Annotated in this window: 16 protein-coding genes and 1 tRNA gene; 9 read left to right on the top strand and 8 right to left on the bottom strand. The window is 58.2% G+C overall.

Annotated elements, in window-relative coordinates; all coding sequences use genetic code 11:
* Nucleotides 1–329: 329 nt before the first annotated feature.
* A tRNA-Gln gene (locus ACR0B7_RS08625) sits at nucleotides 330–404 on the bottom strand.
* 304 nt (nucleotides 405–708) lie between these two features.
* Between ACR0B7_RS08625 and ACR0B7_RS08620 the strand changes: the two genes are divergently transcribed.
* Nucleotides 709–1,617, top strand: coding sequence for a haloalkane dehalogenase (locus tag ACR0B7_RS08620; protein WP_170484277.1), 909 nt, complete (start codon nucleotides 709–711; stop codon nucleotides 1,615–1,617).
* Nucleotides 1,618–1,628: 11 nt separating this feature from the next.
* On the opposite strand, the gene ACR0B7_RS08615 is transcribed toward ACR0B7_RS08620, so the two are convergent.
* Nucleotides 1,629–2,120: an SH3 domain-containing protein gene (locus tag ACR0B7_RS08615; protein WP_170385029.1), complete on the bottom strand. Its 492-nt coding sequence runs from the start codon at nucleotides 2,118–2,120 to the stop codon at nucleotides 1,629–1,631.
* Between the two features lie 167 nt (nucleotides 2,121–2,287).
* Between ACR0B7_RS08615 and ACR0B7_RS08610 the strand changes: the two genes are divergently transcribed.
* The 6 genes from ACR0B7_RS08610 (at nucleotide 2,288) to ACR0B7_RS08585 (ending at nucleotide 10,617) form a co-directional block, all read left to right on the top strand.
* Nucleotides 2,288–3,274 (top strand): 2-hydroxyacid dehydrogenase, encoded by a 987-nt coding sequence (locus ACR0B7_RS08610; RefSeq protein ID WP_170411998.1) that lies wholly within the window; start codon nucleotides 2,288–2,290, stop codon nucleotides 3,272–3,274.
* Nucleotides 3,275–3,320: 46 nt separating this feature from the next.
* The gene (gene ggt, locus ACR0B7_RS08605; protein WP_170569449.1) at nucleotides 3,321–5,114 is read left to right on the top strand and encodes a gamma-glutamyltransferase; all 1,794 of its coding nucleotides are present in this window, start codon (nucleotides 3,321–3,323) and stop codon (nucleotides 5,112–5,114) included.
* Between the two features lie 24 nt (nucleotides 5,115–5,138).
* Complete coding sequence (locus ACR0B7_RS08600) at nucleotides 5,139–6,551, top strand: FAD-linked oxidase C-terminal domain-containing protein (RefSeq protein WP_170569446.1); 1,413 nt, start codon at nucleotides 5,139–5,141, stop codon at nucleotides 6,549–6,551.
* Nucleotides 6,552–6,646: 95 nt separating this feature from the next.
* Nucleotides 6,647–7,087, top strand: coding sequence for a hypothetical protein (locus ACR0B7_RS08595; RefSeq protein WP_170569443.1), 441 nt, complete (start codon nucleotides 6,647–6,649; stop codon nucleotides 7,085–7,087).
* Nucleotides 7,009–7,968, top strand: a complete 960-nt coding sequence (locus ACR0B7_RS08590) for a hypothetical protein (RefSeq protein WP_170484268.1) — start codon at nucleotides 7,009–7,011, stop codon at nucleotides 7,966–7,968. Before ACR0B7_RS08595 ends, ACR0B7_RS08590 begins: the two co-directional genes overlap by 79 nt.
* A 141-nt stretch (nucleotides 7,969–8,109) precedes the next feature.
* On the top strand, nucleotides 8,110–10,617 hold the full coding sequence (locus ACR0B7_RS08585) for a GcvT family protein (RefSeq protein WP_170484266.1): 2,508 nt from the start codon (nucleotides 8,110–8,112) through the stop codon (nucleotides 10,615–10,617).
* Nucleotides 10,618–10,900: 283 nt separating this feature from the next.
* Here the strand turns inward: ACR0B7_RS08585 and ACR0B7_RS08580 are convergent, their stop codons facing one another.
* The 3 genes from ACR0B7_RS08580 to ACR0B7_RS08570 all read right to left on the bottom strand — a co-directional run bounded on the left by ACR0B7_RS08580 (nucleotide 10,901) and on the right by ACR0B7_RS08570 (nucleotide 13,027).
* Nucleotides 10,901–11,236 (bottom strand): carboxymuconolactone decarboxylase family protein, encoded by a 336-nt coding sequence (locus ACR0B7_RS08580; protein WP_170576587.1) that lies wholly within the window; start codon nucleotides 11,234–11,236, stop codon nucleotides 10,901–10,903.
* Between the two features lie 67 nt (nucleotides 11,237–11,303).
* Nucleotides 11,304–11,957, bottom strand: coding sequence for a DUF938 domain-containing protein (locus ACR0B7_RS08575; protein WP_170484262.1), 654 nt, complete (start codon nucleotides 11,955–11,957; stop codon nucleotides 11,304–11,306).
* Nucleotides 11,954–13,027, bottom strand: coding sequence for an FAD-dependent oxidoreductase (locus ACR0B7_RS08570; RefSeq protein ID WP_170569437.1), 1,074 nt, complete (start codon nucleotides 13,025–13,027; stop codon nucleotides 11,954–11,956). The genes ACR0B7_RS08575 and ACR0B7_RS08570 overlap by 4 nt, the downstream gene beginning before the upstream one ends.
* A gap of 144 nt (nucleotides 13,028–13,171) precedes the next feature.
* Between ACR0B7_RS08570 and ACR0B7_RS08565 the strand changes: the two genes are divergently transcribed.
* Nucleotides 13,172–13,549, top strand: coding sequence for a hypothetical protein (locus ACR0B7_RS08565; RefSeq protein ID WP_170484312.1), 378 nt, complete (start codon nucleotides 13,172–13,174; stop codon nucleotides 13,547–13,549).
* Nucleotides 13,550–13,552: 3 nt separating this feature from the next.
* Nucleotides 13,553–14,785, top strand: coding sequence for an HlyD family secretion protein (locus ACR0B7_RS08560; protein WP_170384948.1), 1,233 nt, complete (start codon nucleotides 13,553–13,555; stop codon nucleotides 14,783–14,785).
* Nucleotides 14,786–14,920: 135 nt separating this feature from the next.
* On the opposite strand, the gene ACR0B7_RS08555 is transcribed toward ACR0B7_RS08560, so the two are convergent.
* Genes ACR0B7_RS08555 through ACR0B7_RS08545 form a run of 3 tightly spaced genes read right to left on the bottom strand, consistent with a single transcriptional unit; the run spans nucleotide 14,921 to nucleotide 18,028 of the window.
* Nucleotides 14,921–15,994, bottom strand: coding sequence for a BMP family ABC transporter substrate-binding protein (locus ACR0B7_RS08555; RefSeq protein WP_170484258.1), 1,074 nt, complete (start codon nucleotides 15,992–15,994; stop codon nucleotides 14,921–14,923).
* 31 nt (nucleotides 15,995–16,025) lie between these two features.
* Nucleotides 16,026–16,946, bottom strand: coding sequence for an ABC transporter permease (locus ACR0B7_RS08550; RefSeq protein WP_170384942.1), 921 nt, complete (start codon nucleotides 16,944–16,946; stop codon nucleotides 16,026–16,028).
* The gene (locus tag ACR0B7_RS08545; RefSeq protein WP_170411579.1) at nucleotides 16,946–18,028 is read right to left on the bottom strand and encodes an ABC transporter permease; all 1,083 of its coding nucleotides are present in this window, start codon (nucleotides 18,026–18,028) and stop codon (nucleotides 16,946–16,948) included. The genes ACR0B7_RS08550 and ACR0B7_RS08545 overlap by 1 nt, the downstream gene beginning before the upstream one ends.
* Nucleotides 18,029–18,040: the final 12 nt, after the last annotated feature.

Below are 18,040 nucleotides of genomic sequence, written 5' to 3'. Positions count from 1 at the left end.
CCTACAGGGTCCGTCAGCGTATCTTCGATGAGCGGTTGGCTTATCTGGATTCTCTGGGGGGATGAGGAAACTGGATGTTCGGGGGGGGAGAGGCTTGAGTTTCTCTTCTCCCCTTTATCCTGCGTTTTCCATTACTTATCCCTATGCCCGACTATACTCGGCCATAACCGCTATCGGCCTTTCCCTTTGTCTGGGGGAGGTCACTGCTGACCGTGCAAACAGCATTGCAGACTAGCAAGACATGTGTGATCTGAGCGGGGGCATAAACGGGGGCATTTCTGGGGTATCGGTGACCCAAGCGCCTGCTGTTGTTCCATGTTCCGATGATCTGGCTGGGGTGGTAGGATTCGAACCTACGATACACGGTACCAAAAACCGCTGCCTTACCACTTGGCTACACCCCAACGGTGAGGCGCTATCTACGATTGTTGTTTGGAGGGTTCAAGACCTTTCCCGCAAAAAATGAGCAAGGTTCGGAAAAAATTTTCAAAGCCGGGATCGGAGCGCGTGGTTGGGTTTTCTGGCTCTTTTGGCTGGGGTGCTCTGCGTGTTGAAATCGGGTTGTTTGATCAGCTTCAGAGTGTTTTCTGAAAACACCTACTCTGCTATTCTCTATATAATTCAAATGCTCACGGGGGCGCGGGTGACATTCTGTGTCGTATCCTGACTGTCGCGGGACAAGCTCGGTATCGAAAGTATAGGTGAAACATGAAATTCCTGCGCACGCCGGACTCTCGGTTTGAGGCACTGGCCGACTATGGTTTTGAACCGCACTACTCTTTGGTCGACGACACTGAAGGAGGAGAGTTGCGAATCCATCATGTGGATGAGGGTCCTGCCGATGCCGATCCGGTGTTGATGATGCATGGAGAGCCGAGCTGGTCGTATTTGTATCGCCATATGATCGCCGGGTTTGTGAAGCAGGGACATCGTGCTGTTGCGCCGGATCTGGTTGGGTTCGGTCGATCAGACAAGCCAACGGAACGCAGCGACTACACTTACGCGCGCCATGTCGCGTGGATGGGGGATTGGCTGCGACAGGTGGACCTGCGCAATATCACTCTGTTCTGTCAGGATTGGGGCGGTTTGATCGGATTGCGGCTTTGGGCTGAAATGCCTGACAGGTTTGCGCGGGTTGTAGTCGCCAACACCGCGTTGCCGACCGGTGATCAGCCGATGGGCGAGGCTTTTGAAAACTGGCGCAGGTTCAGTCAGGACGTGCCCGTTTTTCCAGCCGGTGGGATTTTAAAGGGGGGAACCGCCAGGCCGCTATCCGATGCGACCATTGCGGCGTATGACGCGCCGTTTCCCGACGAAAGCTACAAGGCGGGGGCGCGGCAATTCCCGATGCTGGTGCCGTCTTCGCCCGATGATCCCGAGTCGGATGCGAACCGGCAGGCCTGGGGTGTGCTGCGCGGCCTGCAAACGCCTGTCCTGACGGCGTTTGGGGCTGATGACAAAGTAATGGCCGGGATAGATGCGGTGTTTCAGCGTCTTTGTCCGGGCGCGGCCGGGCAACCTCATACGATTTTGCCTAATGCGGGTCATTTTCTGCAAGAGGATGTCGGCCCCGAACTGGTTGAGCTAACTTGCGATTTTATCGCGCGCACGTCCTGAGAATTGCTGGATTATTCCCGGATTTCCGAGGGATCGACCCCCCAAAGGTTCGACTTGAGGGTCCAGCCCCGATAGCCGCCAGCTGAAACTCGGCACCAATCAACGGTGCAGGTTCCAAGACGGGCGACCACGCCGGATTCAAACTGTGCGCTGACCTGCGAGTTCGGGTCCGGGTTTGCATAAACAGGCAGCATGTCAGATTCGATCAGGACTGTGCGAACGCCGGACAGCAACGCGTAGTGAACCCAGCCGCCAGCACCGTCGCGATCCTGAACCTTGCGCCAGTTTCCATACTCGGCCGTGATTTGCAGGGGCATCCCGCGACGTTTGAAGACCCAGTCGATTCGATGAGTCAGGGATGGGCCGCGACGCACATTGCCTTCAGCGGCTTTCATCGAAACATATCGGGGCAGGGGCAGATTGGTCACCGGGCCACGTTCGCCCTGCGCGCTGGCTGCCAATGTGCCAGTGACGATTAAAAACACGGATAAAACCGCCGCCAAACGGTGCTTTACGGGTAGAAAACCACTCACGGACTGTCTGCTCTTGTGCCTGTTGATATTGTTTCAAAAAAGGTCGACTCAATGCCTCGGGGGTTCTTGTGCCCCGCCTTATCCTGCGCCACGATGCCATGGCGCGCGAAGGTTTGCAAAGCAGTGGGAGTGCACAGGTGCCAAGAGAACGTCTGAGTGTTGTCGTAACGCGACGGTTGCCCGAGGCGGTAGAAACCCGGTTGAGCGAGTTGTTCGACGTGCAGTTGCGGACCGAGGACGCTCCTATGTCACGCGAAGAACTGGTCGCCGCAGTCCAGAGCGCGGATGTCCTTGTGCCGACGGTCACGGATACAATTGACGGCGGATTGCTGGGGCAGGCGGGCGAAAAGCTGCGCCTGATCGCCAACTACGGGGCAGGGGTCGACAATATTGACGTCGCGACCGCCCGGCAGCGGGGAATTCTTGTCTCCAACACTCCGGGAGTTCTGACTGACGATACCGCCGACATGACCATGGCCCTTATACTGGCCGTCACGCGACGTATCCCCGAGGGGTTGTCAGTGATGCAAAAAGGCGAGTGGGAGGGCTGGGCTCCGAACGCGCTGTTGGGTGGCCGCATTGGTGGCCGTCGTCTTGGTATTCTGGGCATGGGACGCATTGGTCAGGCTGTGGCGCGCCGGGCCAGCGCCTTTGGCATGCAGGTTCATTATCACAATCGCCGCAGGCTTCGCCCGGAAACGGAACAAGAACTGGAAGCGACCTATTGGGAAAGTCTTGACCAGATGGTTGCGCGGATGGATGTCATCTCGATCAACTGTCCATCCACGCCGTCCACGTTCCACCTGATGAACGCGCGGCGGCTGAAGTTGATGAAACCCTCGGCAGTGATCGTGAACACTTCGCGCGGTGAAGTGTTGGACGAAAACGCACTGACCCGCCTGATCCGATCCGGTGATATCGCAGGGGCAGGGCTGGACGTTTACGAACACGGGACGGATGTGAATCCGCGCCTGCGGCAGTTGCCCAATGTTGTTCTGCTGCCGCATATGGGGTCGGCCACTCTGGAAGGTCGGATCGAGATGGGTGAGAAAGTCATCATCAACATCAAGACATTTGAAGACGGCCACCGTCCGCCGGATCAGGTGGTTCCTGCCATGCTGTAGGATATTGCGGCACCCCGTAAAATTACATTATTTTCAGGAGGATACTATGAAAAGAAGTTTGATTTCCGGGTTGTTTGCGACCGCAATGGCAATTGCTGGCCCCTCGGTCGCACAAGAGACAGCCGACGCTGTTGCCCCCGAAGGTGCCTCGGATGGGCAAGTGCAGGGATTGACCGAAGAAGTAATTGCCTCGCTTGAGGCGAAACTGGCCGGTGCGCCGGTTTCCTCGCAGAATTGGATGGTTGCGGCTGCGAACCCTCTGGCCGTTGAAGCCGGAGCTAAGGTCTTGCGGGCCGGTGGATCGGCTGCGGATGCGATGGTAGCCGTTCAGGTTGTGCTTGGCCTGGTCGAGCCACAGTCTTCCGGCCTTGGCGGTGGGGCGTTTCTTGTCTGGTACGATGCCGCCACTGGCGAATTGACGACACTGGACGGGCGTGAAACCGCGCCGCTGGAGGCAAACCACCGGCTGTTCCAAGATGAAAATGGCGAACCGCTGAAGTTCTTCGACGCCGTCGTGGGCGGTTTGTCGGTGGGGACACCGGGTACGCCCGCTTTGCTGGAAGAGGCGCACCGGCGCTGGGGTCGCAGCCCGTGGCCCAGCCTGTTCGCCGATGGGATAACGCTGGCTGACGAAGGGTTTCTTGTATCTCCGCGTCTGGCCAGCCTTGTCGAAAAGGATGCCGAACGCCTGTCCCGCTTCCCCGCGACCGCTGCGTATTTCCTGCCTGATGGGACACCCTTGGCGCAGGGCCAGCGCCTGATGAACCCCGATTACGCAGAAACTCTGCGCGTTCTTGCCAGTGAGGGATCTGCTGGTTTCTACGGCGGTGAGATCGCTGCGGGTATCGTCAACACGGTGCGGAATGCTCCGGGCAATCCGGGGATTCTGTCGGGAATAGATTTGGCGCTGTATCAGGTGATCGAACGCGAGCCTGTCTGTGCGGCGTACCGTGTCTATGAGGTGTGCGGAATGGGTCCCCCATCGTCCGGCGCGCTGACTGTGGGTCAGATTCTGGGCATGCTGGATGGCTACGACCTGGCCGCGATGGGGCCTGAGGACATCAATACATGGCGGCTGATCGGTGATGCCTCGCGTCTGGCTTTCGCGGATCGCGGGCGGTACATGGCCGATCACGATTTTGTCCCGATGCCGACAAAGGGGCTGGTTGATCCGGACTACCTATCGGAACGTGGCGCGTTGATGAGCGGAGATGCGGCACTGATCGACGCAGCGCCCGGAAACCCCGAATTCGAGCATTCGTCGAATTGGGCGGATGACGTGTCTCTGGAATTGCCGTCGACCTCTCATATCTCGATCGTTGATCAGTATGGAAATGTCTTGTCGATGACCACGACGATTGAAAACGGGTTCGGATCGCGATTGATGACCAACGGGTTTTTGCTGAACAATGAACTGACGGATTTCTCGTTCAAGACCCACAGCAACGGTGTCCCGATCGCAAACCGACTGGAGCCGGGCAAACGCCCCCGTTCGTCGATGAGCCCGACAATTGTAATGCAGGACGGCAAACCGGTTTTGGCCATTGGCTCGCCCGGTGGAAGCCGGATTATCGGCTATGTCGCCAAGTCGATCATCGCTTGGGCGGATTGGGACATGGATGTGCAGCAGGCGTTGTCGATGCCCCATCTGGTGAACCGTTTCGGTACTTTCGATGTCGAACAAGGCACGTCAGCAGAAGGCTTTGTGGATGCCCTGACGGAACTTGGCTATGAGGTCAATCCGCGCGACCTGACCTCGGGGCTTCATGCGATCGAGATCGGGGATGTCTTGACAGGCGGGGCTGATCCACGCCGCGAGGGGATTGCGCTGGGCGAATAGCCCGGCGTTTTAGGGAGGAACAGCATGGCGCAAGCAGTTGCGTTGCCGCGAAACGATGCGGGCATTCAGATAGTCGTTGGTCATCTGAAACAGTCCTTCGGGGATCGCCTGCAGACAGGGCAGGCCATCCGCGAACAACACGGGCACACCACGACTTGGATCGAAAACCAGTCTCCGGACGCGGTGGTGTTCCCACATTCGACCGAAGAAGTATCTGAGATCGTTAAAGTTTGCGCCGAATATAAGGTTCCAGTGATCGCCTTTGGCACGGGGACGTCGCTGGAGGGGCATGTGAACGCGCCCGCTGGTGGGATATCGGTTGACCTGACCCAGATGAACAAGGTGTTGCAGGTTAATGCCAGTGATCTGGATTGTGTCGTTCAGCCCGGCGTGACGCGCGAAGACCTGAACACGCACCTTCGCGATCAGGGGTTGTTCTTTCCCATCGACCCCGGTGCGAATGCCTCATTGGGGGGCATGGCCGCAACGCGGGCGTCGGGAACCAACGCGGTGCGCTATGGGACCATGAAGGACAACATCCTCAGCCTCGAAGCCGTGATGCCCGACGGCCAGATTATTCGTACCGGACACAGGGCCAAGAAGTCCTCTGCCGGATATGACCTGACGCGATTGCTGATCGGTGCCGAGGGAACGCTGGGTATCATCACAGAGATCACGTTGCGTCTTCAGGGCATCCCCGAGGCGATCACCTCGGCACGGTGTTCCTTTCCTACGGTCGATGCGGCCTGCCAAGCTGTGATGATGACGATCCAGTACGGCGTACCGGTTGCCCGGATCGAGTTACTGGACGAAATGTCTGTGAAGGCCGCGAATGCCTATTCCAGCCTGACCTTGCCGGAAACGCCATTGCTGCTGCTTGAATTTCACGGATCCGAAAGCGGTGCGGTTGAGCAGGCCGAGACCTTCGGGCAGATCGCCGAGGAATTCGGGGGTACAGATTTCGCGGCGACGTCGACGACGGAACAACGGAACAAGCTGTGGCAGGCTCGGCACGACATGTACTGGGCGTGTCTGCAACTGCGCCCTGGCGCGCGCGGAATCTCGACCGATGTGTGCGTCCCGATCTCACGTCTGGCAGAGTGTGTGACGGCAACGCAGAATCGCGCGAACAAGCTGGGCCTGATGGCCCCAATGGTCGGGCATGTGGGCGATGGAAACTTCCACACACTGCTATTGATTGACATGGACAACCCTGACGAGGTCGCTAATGCCGAAGGGTTCGTTGGCTGGCTGAACGACCTTGCCATCTCGATGGAGGGGACGTGTACCGGCGAACACGGAATCGGGCAGGGCAAACGGCCGTATCTGCTTAAAGAGTTGGGGCCAGCCGTTGCCTATATGGGCGCGATCAAAAAGGCGTTGGATCCCGACAATATCATGAATCCGGGAAAGATTTTGCCATCCTCAAATTATTGATAACGCTACGGAAACTTCGCGTCTAGGTCACAAGGTTGCCCAAATTCGTCTGTATCAATCGCCAAAACGAGTAGTAATTGATTTCAGGTATTCAAATGGGCGTAGTGCGAATTATCGGATTTGCGTTGGTTGTTGTGTTGGTCCTTGCCGGGCTCGACTACTACCAACAGGACAAGAAAAGTACGGGCACGCTGTCTGCCAGCGGTTATGTCGACACGATCAAAGAGCGTTTGGCGCAGTATGACAAGGAGCTGGATGCCGAGCAGTTGGAACGTGAACGTCAACAGCGTTGGCGCGCCGGAAGCGAGCCTTTTGCCCCGAAATCGGGCGAGGACTGGGTGCGTCGCGCCATTGTGGACCGTGACTATACCCGCGACGCCCGCGAAGGTGTCCTGCAGGATGGTATCAGCGAGGCGCCCGCCCGCTGGCCAAGCAGGTCGCGGTCCAGAAAGTGCAGGTGCTGGCCGAAAAGCTGGATCGTACCAGTTGGGTCTATGAAAACGGCACGCACACAATCTGGCTTCAGGTTTCTTTGAAAGAGGACGCGCGGTCCAATACTCTGACCGGCAATATCGTGCGATCTGTTGATACGCTGGGCAAAAGCGGTGCCGACTATGCCCCTTTCGCGATCGTTGGTGGCGTGGCTTATTTTCAATTCAAGCAAAACAAACACAGCGTCATCACCGTGAATGACCGATCCCTCTGGTCGATGGTGACGGCGGGTATCACGGATTTGGAAGCTCCGGTCGAGTTTGACATCTACAAAGGTGCCCTTGGTCTTGGTCAGGAAGTTCGGATGCAAATGTATTCCGACGCGCCCCCGCATGAGGTCCGAAAGTTTCTGGCGAAGCTGGACTATGACGGGATGAATGCACTGCTTCGCAAGCCGGTGCCCGGCGTCAGCAACGATAGGACCACGAACCCCGAAACCGAGGTTGAACTGGCCATCGAGATGGCTGGCCTTCGGGGTGAGTTCATGAAGCTGCGGGCCGAGCTGGCGCGGCTTCGACTGGACAACATCAACGGGCTTTCGCTTGTGGCCAACTCGCTGGCCTCGCAGTACGGATTGCCCAGCGACACATTCGATTTGACGGCAAACAAAATCGAATCTGCGGATGAATTGATTCAGGTAGGCTACCGCACTGGCCTCAACATTCTTCTGGAAGGTGAGGTTCAAAAAGCCGATGCGCAAAGCGGAAACATGTTCGGTCGTCTATTCGCCTCGTTCAAGGCGAACGACGAGCAGAAAGAGGCAAGCAACAAGGGCGGCGGTTTTATGGATGGGCTAATGTCCATGTTCCAAAAAAGTGAAACGGCGCAGGCACCCGAAGTCCGCGTGAACAAGGGGGGCGCAGGTCTGGTAAGCAAATGCGCGACCAAGGACGCCTACAAGACATGCACTCTGACAGACGGCTAACTGGCCGACTCAAGATGCTGAAAAGCGACCCCCGGCAATCCGGGGGTCGTTTTTTTTATATCACTGGTCGGATGAATGTCGCGCCGGGCCCGGCAATTGCGCCATATGGTGTCAACAGAATCCAAGGGGAGACGCCCGGTTATGAAAACCCAAGTCAAAGCACTGGTCGTAGGCGGTGGCGCCGTTGGGACCTCGATTGCCTATCACCTGGCCAAAGCGGGCTGGGATGATGTGATGCTGATTGAACGGGACGAGCTGACGTCCGGTTCCACATGGCACGCCGCTGGCCTGCTGCCGCTGTTCAACATGTCCTATGCGACGACCCACATTCACAAATACTCGGTCGACTTCTACAAGCAGCTTGAAGAAGAAACCGGCCTGAACGCAGGCTTCGCTGTGGTCGGCAACCTGCGCATGGCGCAGACGCAAGAGCGTATGGACGAATACATGCTCTATGCCTCAACCGCCGAAACCTGCGACGTGGCCTATGAATGGCTGACGCCCGAGCAGATCAAGGAGCGCTGGCCGCTGATCGAAACCGGCGATCTGAAAGGTGCGATCTATCATACCGAAGACGGCTATATTAACCCTGCCGATGTAACACAGGCCATGGCCAAGGGTGCCCGTCAGCGCGGCGTGGATATCGTGCGCAAGATGCAGGCCGACGCCTTCCATTGGAACGGCTCGCACTGGGAAGTTACCTGCACCAAGATGGTCGAAAAGGGCGGCAACCTTGTGCCGTCGGACGAGCAGGTCGTGATCACCGCAGAACACGTTGTGACCGCGTCGGGCAACCACGCACAGCGCACCGCCAAGATGCTGGGCATCAAGATGCCTGCCATCCCGGTTGAACACACCTTCATCGTCATGGACAAAGACCCCGAGCTGGTCAAATGGCGCGAAGCCGGCAACCCTGAGCACCCCGTTGTCCGCGACGCTGACAACGAATCCTATGCGCGCGAAGAACGCGGCGGTTGGATACTGGGTATCTACGAACATGGTGCGCCTGCGCAGTTTGAATACGGTGTACCGGACAGCTTCCGCGCCGACCTGTTCCCGCTGGATCTGGACCGGATCGCCGAACAGTATATGGCGATGGCCGAACGTGTGCCCTCATGCGCCGAATCCGGCCTGAAGGACGATTTCAACGGCCCGATCTGCTATACGCCTGATGGTAACCCGCTGGTCGGTCCCGCTCCGGGTCTGCGCAATATGTGGCTGGCCGAGGGCTTCAGCTTCGGGATTACCGCCGCAGGTGGCACCGGCTATTATCTGGCACAAATGATGGTCGATGGCGAAGCCGAGATCGACATGGCCTCGCTGGACCCCAAACGCTATAGCAGCAACTGGATGACTACCGAGTTCGCGGCCCGCAAGAACGAAGAGTGCTATGAGCACGTCTACATCCTGCACCACCCGGATGAAGAGCGGGAAGCCTGCCGTCCCCTGCGCACCGTTCCTGCCTATGACCGCCAGAAAGCGCGTGGCGCGCAGTTCGGCTGGGTCAATGGCTGGGAACGTCCCAACTATTTTGGCCCTGTTGATGCACCTGACAACTTCGACAAGGAAAGCCGCTCCTTCCGTCGTGGCGGTTGGTGGCAATACGCCGTCGAAGAAGCCAAAGCGATCCGCGAAGGCGTTGGCCTGATTGACGCGTCAGCCTTCACAAAGCACGTCGTCAAAGGCCCCGGTGCCACTCAATTCCTGGATTGGTTCACCTGCAACAAGCTGCCAAAGGTCGGTCGTATCAACCTGACCTATGCGTTGACCTCGCACGGCACCACCCGAACCGAATACACCATCGTCCGCAATGGCGAGAACAGCTACTACATCGTCTCCGCCGGTGCCTGGACCGAATATGACGCCGACTATCTGCGCAAGGCGGCCGAGGACAAGATGGAGGAGTTCGGCTATATCGAGATCCAGGACGTAACCACCCAGTGGGGCGTCTTTGCCATCGCCGGACCCAAGTCTCGCGACGTTCTGAAAGAGGTCATCAAGGACGCCGATCCGGAAACCGCACTGTCCAACAAGCGCTTCCCGTGGCTGTCTGCTCGCCAGATCGAATTGGGCATGTGCCCGGTGAACGCAATCCGCGTGGCCTATACCGGAGAGCTGGGCTGGGAACTTCACCACCCGATCGAGATGCAGAACTACCTGTTCGACCTGTTGGAAAAAGCCGGTGAGAAACATGGTATGAAGCTGGTCGGTGCCCGCGCCCAGAACTGGCTGCGTCAGGAGAAATCCTATCGCGCCTTCGGCACTGAACTTGGTCGCGACGCGACCCCGCTCGAGGCTGACCTGCCGCGTTTTGTCGACCTGTCGAAAAACTTCTACGGCAAGGCCAAGCTGGAAGAGACCGGCGTGCGCGTGAAATGCTGTACTCTGTTGATCGACGGACCTGACGATGCAGACCCATGGGGCCGTGAGGCGCTTTACACCGCAGAGGGTGAGCGCGTCGGTCGCCTGACCTCGGGTGGATACTCGGTGGCATTCGAGAAATCCATCGGCATGGGTTATGTAAAGCCCGAACTGGCCGTCGAGGGCACCAAGCTGAAGGTCAAAATTCAGGATAAGCTGTGGGATGCCGTCGTCACCTGCGACAGCCCTTACGACCCGAAGAACGAAACCATCCGCAAGGACGGCTGATCCGGGGCATTGTTGTGGGCGGCGTGGAAGAAATGCGCCGCTTGCAGCGGCACATGCCTCCGGCGGAAGTATTTTTAAACAGAAGAAGCGGGGGTTGGAAAACGATCCAGCCCCCCTGCTTTTGGCGAGGGGGGCCTTCTCCTGTTACGGCCATCGGCGCTTCCGCCTGTACCGCAAGGCCATTTTTGACCTCAATAGGTTAAGAAACCGTTTCTTCTTCTGTTCAAAAATACTTCCGCCGGAGGCAAGCCTGCGGATGCAGGCTTTTTGCGCTTAAAGGTTTTCAGGCCGTCAGTTCGTCGAAACACTCCAAAGCTTTGGCCGCATACATCATCGACGGTCCTCCGCCCATTTGGATGGCCATTGCAAGAACATCCGAAAACTCGTCTCGGGATGTGCCTGATTTGGCCAATGCTTCGGTGTGTAATTTGATGCAAGGCTCGCACCGGATGGCGATTGATATGCCAAGTGCGATGAACTCCTTGGTTTTGTAATCCAGCACTCCGCCTTCTTTGACTGATTTACCCAAGGCGCCAAAGGCGCGTGCGGTTTCGGGGATTGCACCGTTGAGATTGCGTAGCCCGTTGCGGGTATCGGTCAGCTTTTTCTGCCAAGTCATGTCGATCCTCATTCACATGCGATATGCGGAATGTGATCGAGAAAACTCTTGCGAACTTTGATCTTGATCAGGTTCGAGGTTTTTCGGCGATGAAGGCGAGATTGTTCGCTGGCATGTCGATCATCCCGATGACATCCAGGCCGTGCGCACGCATTTCCGTCGCGATGTCGTCGTCGTTTTTGTAGCCGATTTCAATGTCTTGCTGCACCAGAGCGTCATGGAACCGTTGATCCCCGTCGCTGGTGAGCTTCCCTGATCGCATGAACGGGCCGTACAGGACAAAGCGCCCACCCGAAGCCAGGGCAAGCGCGGCCTCGGAGATCAGCGTTTGGGTTTCTTGCCAGCTGATCAGGTGAGCGAGGTTGATCAACACGATCAGGTCCTGCCCGGAAAAACGCTGGTGCCAACCGTCGGAAGTTGCGTCCAGTGCAATGGCGGCCGAGATATTGGGCTGGTCGTGGGAATAGGCGTCTATGCTGGCACGCCGGTCCGGGTCGACTTCGGTTGGTTGCCAGTGAAGCTGAGGAAGGCGTTGCGCAAAGGCGCTGACGTGCTGTCCGGTGCCGCTGGCGATTTCCAACGCCCTCCCGCCGGTCGGGGCCCACTGCGCCAACAGATCGCACAGTACGTCCGAATTGCGAGACGCGGCGGGGGCAACCAGCCGCCCTCCTTCGCCTTCGGTCGCGACGCTTGCGCTAGAGGGCAGGGTTCGCTTGATCATCGGCGCAGCCTTTCCGGTTTCAGCGCCGCAACGCTGGCGTCATCTATCTCGGGCGTGTGGCCGGTCGCAAGATCGGCCACCAGTTTCGATGCGGCAGGGGCAGTCTGGAAACCATACCCGCCCTGACCAGCGGACCAGACAAATGTCGTATCAACGGGATCAGGGCCAAGCACCAGTGTGCCATCAGGGGCAAAACTGCGCAAACCGGCCCAGTTTGCCTCGACCCGAGTGACGGGTTCCGTGACCATCTCTTCGTATCTGGCCAGACCTTCGGCCAGAACCATGTCGTCAGCAAAGGCATCGTGTGGAGGAACCGGGTCAGCCTCTGACGGTGAGACGATCAGTTTCCCTGCATCTGGTTTTGCGTACCATGCCTCTCCTGCACCCAGAAGCATCGGCCAACCGCGCAGGTCGTGTCCGCCCGGAGCCGGTAGTCGCGCCATCGACCGGCGGCGGGGTGAGATGCCGATTGGAGCAATGCCTGCCATGACTGCAATCTCGTCCACCCACGGTCCGGCTGCGTTCACGATATTGCGGGCTTCGTAGGTCTGTTCTGCACTGATTATCCAGTGCTTGTCCTTGCGTATGGCAGTGACCTTGTTTTTGGTTAGGACATTTCCGCCATTGCTTCGGATTGTTCGGGCAAAATCCTGCAAAAGCCTGTCGGTATCGATATCAAATGCGGCATCGCTGATCGCGGCAAAACCCACGGCATCCGGGTTCAGGACCGGTACGCGGTCGCGGGCCTCTGCGACTGGCAACTCATGCATGTTCAGATCAACCACATCGCGCGCGAAAATGTCTCGCTGGTCTCTGCCACCGATCAGCATCAGGCCCCGCGGTGTGAGGTATCCACCATTTTCTGTCGTCAGGAACGCGGCGCTTGCCTTGTTCAGCGCGACGACCGAGGCTGGACCATAACTTTCTTCAAACAACGCGGCCGAGCGGCCCGAAGCGTGATACCCGAGAACGTCTTCAGCCTCGAGCACAGTCACTTTTCCATGTCGGGATAGACGTGCCCCTGCGCTGAGGCCCGCAACCCCGCCGCCGATGATCAGGAAATCAATCATTTAGTCCCTATTTTCTGCGCTTTTGCATTTCGTCGGTGAAAGCGTCTGCGAACTTTAAGCAGGGTTGAATTTACGCATCAACCCATCCAAACAAGGATCAAGCAATAACAGGAGGGCAGGGGGAGTACCGCAGACTTACACCCCATGGCCACGGGGCATATTCCGTCCTATGTGGCCCAGGCGGACGGCAGTGATTTTCTTTTGACGTTCATGTTCATTTTCACGGTTTTGGTCATTGTCTTGATCGGCGTCGGCTACTTCACGCTGCATTCCATCCCTGAAAAGATAGCCCATGAATCCAATCACCCGCAGTTTCAGCTTGTCGGCATTCTGGCTTTGCTGGCGTTGTTTACACATAACGGGTTGTTTTGGGTGGCTGCGATTTTGGTGGCCGGGTTTCAGTTTCCAGACGTCGCAGCGCCTTTGCGCGCCATAGCTGACGCGATCCGGTCACTGGGTGCGCAAAACCAACAGGCCGCAGCCGAAGAACCTGACCCTCAACCGGCGCCGCAGGAGCAGTAAGCCATGCTTGAAACACTGATGTGCGCGCTGGTCACGGTGCTGCCTGACTACTTGTATCGACGCTTTGTGCAGGGAAAACGGATCGGGCATGAGATTACGTTGTTTACCATGTGGTACGAACTGCGCTGGGGGCTGACGACCTGTGCAATTCTGGCGCTAACCGTGATCACCACCCTGTTCTATTTCCACCCGGCCAGTAAGACGGCGGCGTCCTATTTTCGGACAGTCACCATTCTGCCTCAACTCGGCGGTCGGGTGTCCGAAGTGTATGTAACAAATAACCAGCAGGTGGTTGCAGGCCAGCCGATCTTCCGGATCGAGGATTTTACCCAGACCGCTCAGGTTCAGGCGGCTCATGCCCAGATTGCGCAGGTTCAGGCGTCTTTGAAAGTGGCTGAAACCGATCTGGCCGAGGCCACCGCCGGGATAGCCGGTGCCAAGGCTGCGCTGGATCAGTCGCTTGAGGATCTGGAACGCAACACGACGCTTCGGGATGAAGGCTCAAGCGCCGTGCGTCTGGCCGAGATCGACCGGCTGGAAAATCTGGTCGCAGAGCGCGAGGCGCAACTGGTTGCAGCCCAAGCCCGGCGCGCGGCCGTTGTTCAGCAGATCGAGGAGTTGATCCCCGCTCAACTGGTTGCGGCCAATGCCGAACTGGACGCGGCCCTGACCGAGTTGGACAAGACCGTAATCAGCGCTGGGGTGACGGGCCGGATAGAGCAGTTCGGCCTGCAGGTCGGAGACTATGTCAGTCCACTGCTGCGGCCTGCCGGTATCCTTGTTCCCTCGCACTCGGGCCACGACCGTTTTCAGGCGGCGTTCAACCAGATGTCAGCACAAGTCATCAAGCCCGGCATGATCGGAGAGTTGGGCTGCATGACCAAGCCCTTTACCGTGATCCCCATGATCGTGGTCGAAGTGCAGGACGTCATCCCCTCGGGCCAGATTCGCCCTACGGACGAGCTGCGTGACGTTCAGACAAATACCAATCCCGGATCCGTTCTGGTCTACATGGAACCTCTGTACAAGGGTGCTGCGGACGACATTCCGCCGGGCAGCAACTGTTTGGCAAACGTCTATACCGACAACCACGAACGGCTGGAGCATGAGGACCTTGGCTTCTGGCACGCGGCGTTTCTTCACGTGGTCGACACGATCGGCGTGGTTCACGCAGCAGGCTTGCGCCTGCGTCTGATCCTGATGCCGGTGAATACGCTGGTGCTGACCGGGCATTGATGGGTTTGGCACCTAGATGAGGGCTCGGCCTCGCTGCCCATACAGGGACGTCCAGCACAGCGCTTGTCTGTATAGGCGCCCAAGGAAAAGGCCCGCCAATTAGGCGGGCCTTTGTTGTTTTCTGCATTGCGCAGCTTACTGCGGAATTTCGCCTTCCAGCCCTTCGATGTAGAAGTTCATGCCGGCAAGCGTGCCGTCATCGGCCACTTCGCCCTCGGCCAGCCAGTCGCTGCCGTCCTGCTTTTTGATCGGGCCGGTGAAGGGGTGGTATTCACCTGCGGCCATAGCTGCTTTCAAAGCCAGCGCTTCTTCTTTGACATCAGCAGGCACCGCGTCGGAAATCTCGCCGATTGCGACCATGCCTTCACGGATGCCGTCCCACGTGTTGGCGCTTTCCCATGTGCCGTCCATCACGGCCTGTGTCCGTGCGATATAGTAGGGTGCCCAGTCATCAATGATCGAGGATACGCGCGGGAACGGAGCGTATTCGCTCATGTCCGAGGCCTGACCGAAGGTGACAACATCGCCCGCTTCTTGCGCAGCCGCCTGCGGCGCGGTCGAGTCGGTGTGCTGCAGGATCACGTCCGCGCCCTGTTCGATCAGAACGGTAGCCGCGTCAGCCTCTTTCGCCGGGTCGAACCAGGTGTAAGCCCAGACGATCTTGAACTCGACATCCGGGTTCACCTTTTTGGCGTGGAGATAGGCCGAGTTGATGCCACGGATCACTTCGGGGATCGGGTACGAGCCGATATAGCCGATGATGTTTGACTTGGTCATCTTGCCAGCGATGTGGCCCTGAACGGCGCGGCCTTCGTAGAAGCGGGCCGAATAGACCGAGACGTTCGGCGCGGTTTTGTAACCGGTCGCGTGCTCGAACTTCACGTCCGGGAATTTCTTGGCGACGTTGATCGTCGGGTCCATGTAGCCGAACGAGGTGGTAAAGATCAGATCCGCGCCTTCCAGCGCCATCTGGGTCATCACGCGTTCTGCATCCGGGCCTTCGGGGACGGATTCAACGAAAACGGTTTCAACCTTGTCGCCGAATTCTTCTTCAACGGCCAGACGGCCCTTGTTGTGTTCATAGGTCCAGCCGCCGTCACCTACGGGGCCGACATAGACAAAGCCGACTTTGGTTTTGTCTTCGGCCATGGCGCCCGTCGCCAGACCCAGCGCCATCGCTGCGCTTGTCAGAAGTGAAGTGAATTTCATGAAGTTACTCCCAAGTTGGTTCAGTTGGCCTCTAGTGCGAGGCATGGAAGGTCCGGCCCAGTGAGGCAGGTGCGCTGCTCTTGTCGGCCGAAAGGATCACAAGCACAAGGATCGTGATGATGTAGGGCGACATTGCCAGATACTCGACAGGAATGGCAACGCCTGCTGCCTGCAAATTAAGCTGCAACACAGTGATGCCGCCAAACAAATAGGCACCCAGCAATGCACGCCACGGTTTCCAACTGGCAAAGACCACCAGTGCAAGGGCGATCCAGCCGACACCGGCGGTCATGCCCTCGGTCCATTGCGGGACGCGGATAAGGCTGATGTAAGCGCCGCCCAGACCTGCGCAGGCTCCGCCGAACAGGATCGCCATGATGCGGATCTTGATGACCTTGTAGCCAAGCGCGTGGGCCGCGTCGTGGTTTTCCCCGACCGCGCGCAGGATCAGACCGACTCGGGTGTATTTCAGCGTGGCCCAAACCGCTGCGGTTAGGGCGATCCCGACATAAAGGATTGGGTCATGCTGAAACAGGATCGGGCCGATAACCGGAATATCGCTGATCAGCGGGATGTGAATATCCCCCATGCTGGGCGGTTTGATCCCCACATAGCTTTGACCTAGAAGGGCGCTGAAACCCAATCCAAACAAGGTTAGCGCGAGGCCACTGGCGACTTGGTTGGCAAGCGCAACCTGCGTCAGCAGCACGAACAGCAGGGATAGCACCGCACCGCCGATGGCCGCAGCGATAAAGCCCAGCCAGGGTGATCCGGTCTCGACCGAGATCGCAAAGCCGCTGATTGCGCCGACGATCATCATGCCCTCGACGCCGAGGTTCAAAACACCTGCTTTTTCGACGACCAGCTCTCCGATCGCGGCCAAAAGCAGGGGGGTTGCGGCCACCATCAGAGAGGCGACCAAGAGGACGGGGTTGATTTCACCAAGGTCCATTACGCTACCTCGCTACGGGCCGCACGGATGCGGTAGTTTGTCAGAAGATCGAAAGCCAGCAGGAAGAACAGAAGCATCCCCTGGAACACCTGAATGGCGGCGGCAGGCAGGCCAAGCTGAGACTGCGCGATTTCGCCGCCGATATAGGTCAGCGCCATCAGGCCACCGGCCAGCAGGATGCCCACCGGGTGCAGACGACCGAGAAAGGCCACGATGATCGCGGTAAAGCCATAGCCGACGTTGAAGTCGATGCTGACCACACCCGAAGGTCCCGAAACCTCGAACATTCCGGCCAGTCCTGCCAGTGCTCCTGACATGCCGAGGCAGAACAGGATCAGGCGGGCCGGATTGACACCTGCGAACTTGGCGGCACGCGGTGCCTCTCCGGTCAGGCGGATGTGGAAACCCAGCATGTGACGATTGAGCAGGACATAGGCAAAGATCACGGCGATCAGTGCTGTCACCACGCCCCAGTGCATCCCGGACCCGGCGATCAGTTCCGCGTTATGCGCACTGTCATAGGCTTGCAGGTTGCGTGAACCGGGAAAGCCGAACCCTTCGGGGTTTTTCAAAAGGCCCAGCGAGACCGAGGCCAGCATCTGTTCGGCCACATAGACCAGCATCAGTGACACGAGGATTTCGTTGGTGCCAAAGCGGACCTTCAGAAAGGCAGGGATCATCGCCCAGAGCCAGCCACCGAACGCACCAGCAATCACCATGATCGGAAAGATGTAGAACGCGTCCAGCGGATAGAAGGCCAGACCTGCACCTGCGCCAAAGATGGCACCCATGATGTACTGACCCTCGGCCCCGATATTCCAGATACCGGCGCGAAAACCCAGCGACAGGCCAATGGCGATCAACACCAGAGGCGCACCTTTCACCAGAAGTTGCGGGCGGTAATAAAAGGCGAACTCACCAAATAGGGGTTCCCAGAAAATGGTGCCAATAGCTTCGACCGGGTTCTTACCCAGAATGGCGAACAGAATGCCGCCGAAAAGCATCGTTGCCAGCACCGCAACCAGAGGGGTGGCATAAGACCACGCCTTGGACGGCTGAGGCCGTTTCTCCAACACAATCATCTACTCACACCC

This window comes from Ruegeria sp. BB6 (genome assembly GCF_056539385.1).
This window is presented reverse-complemented; position numbering and strand designations above follow the sequence as displayed.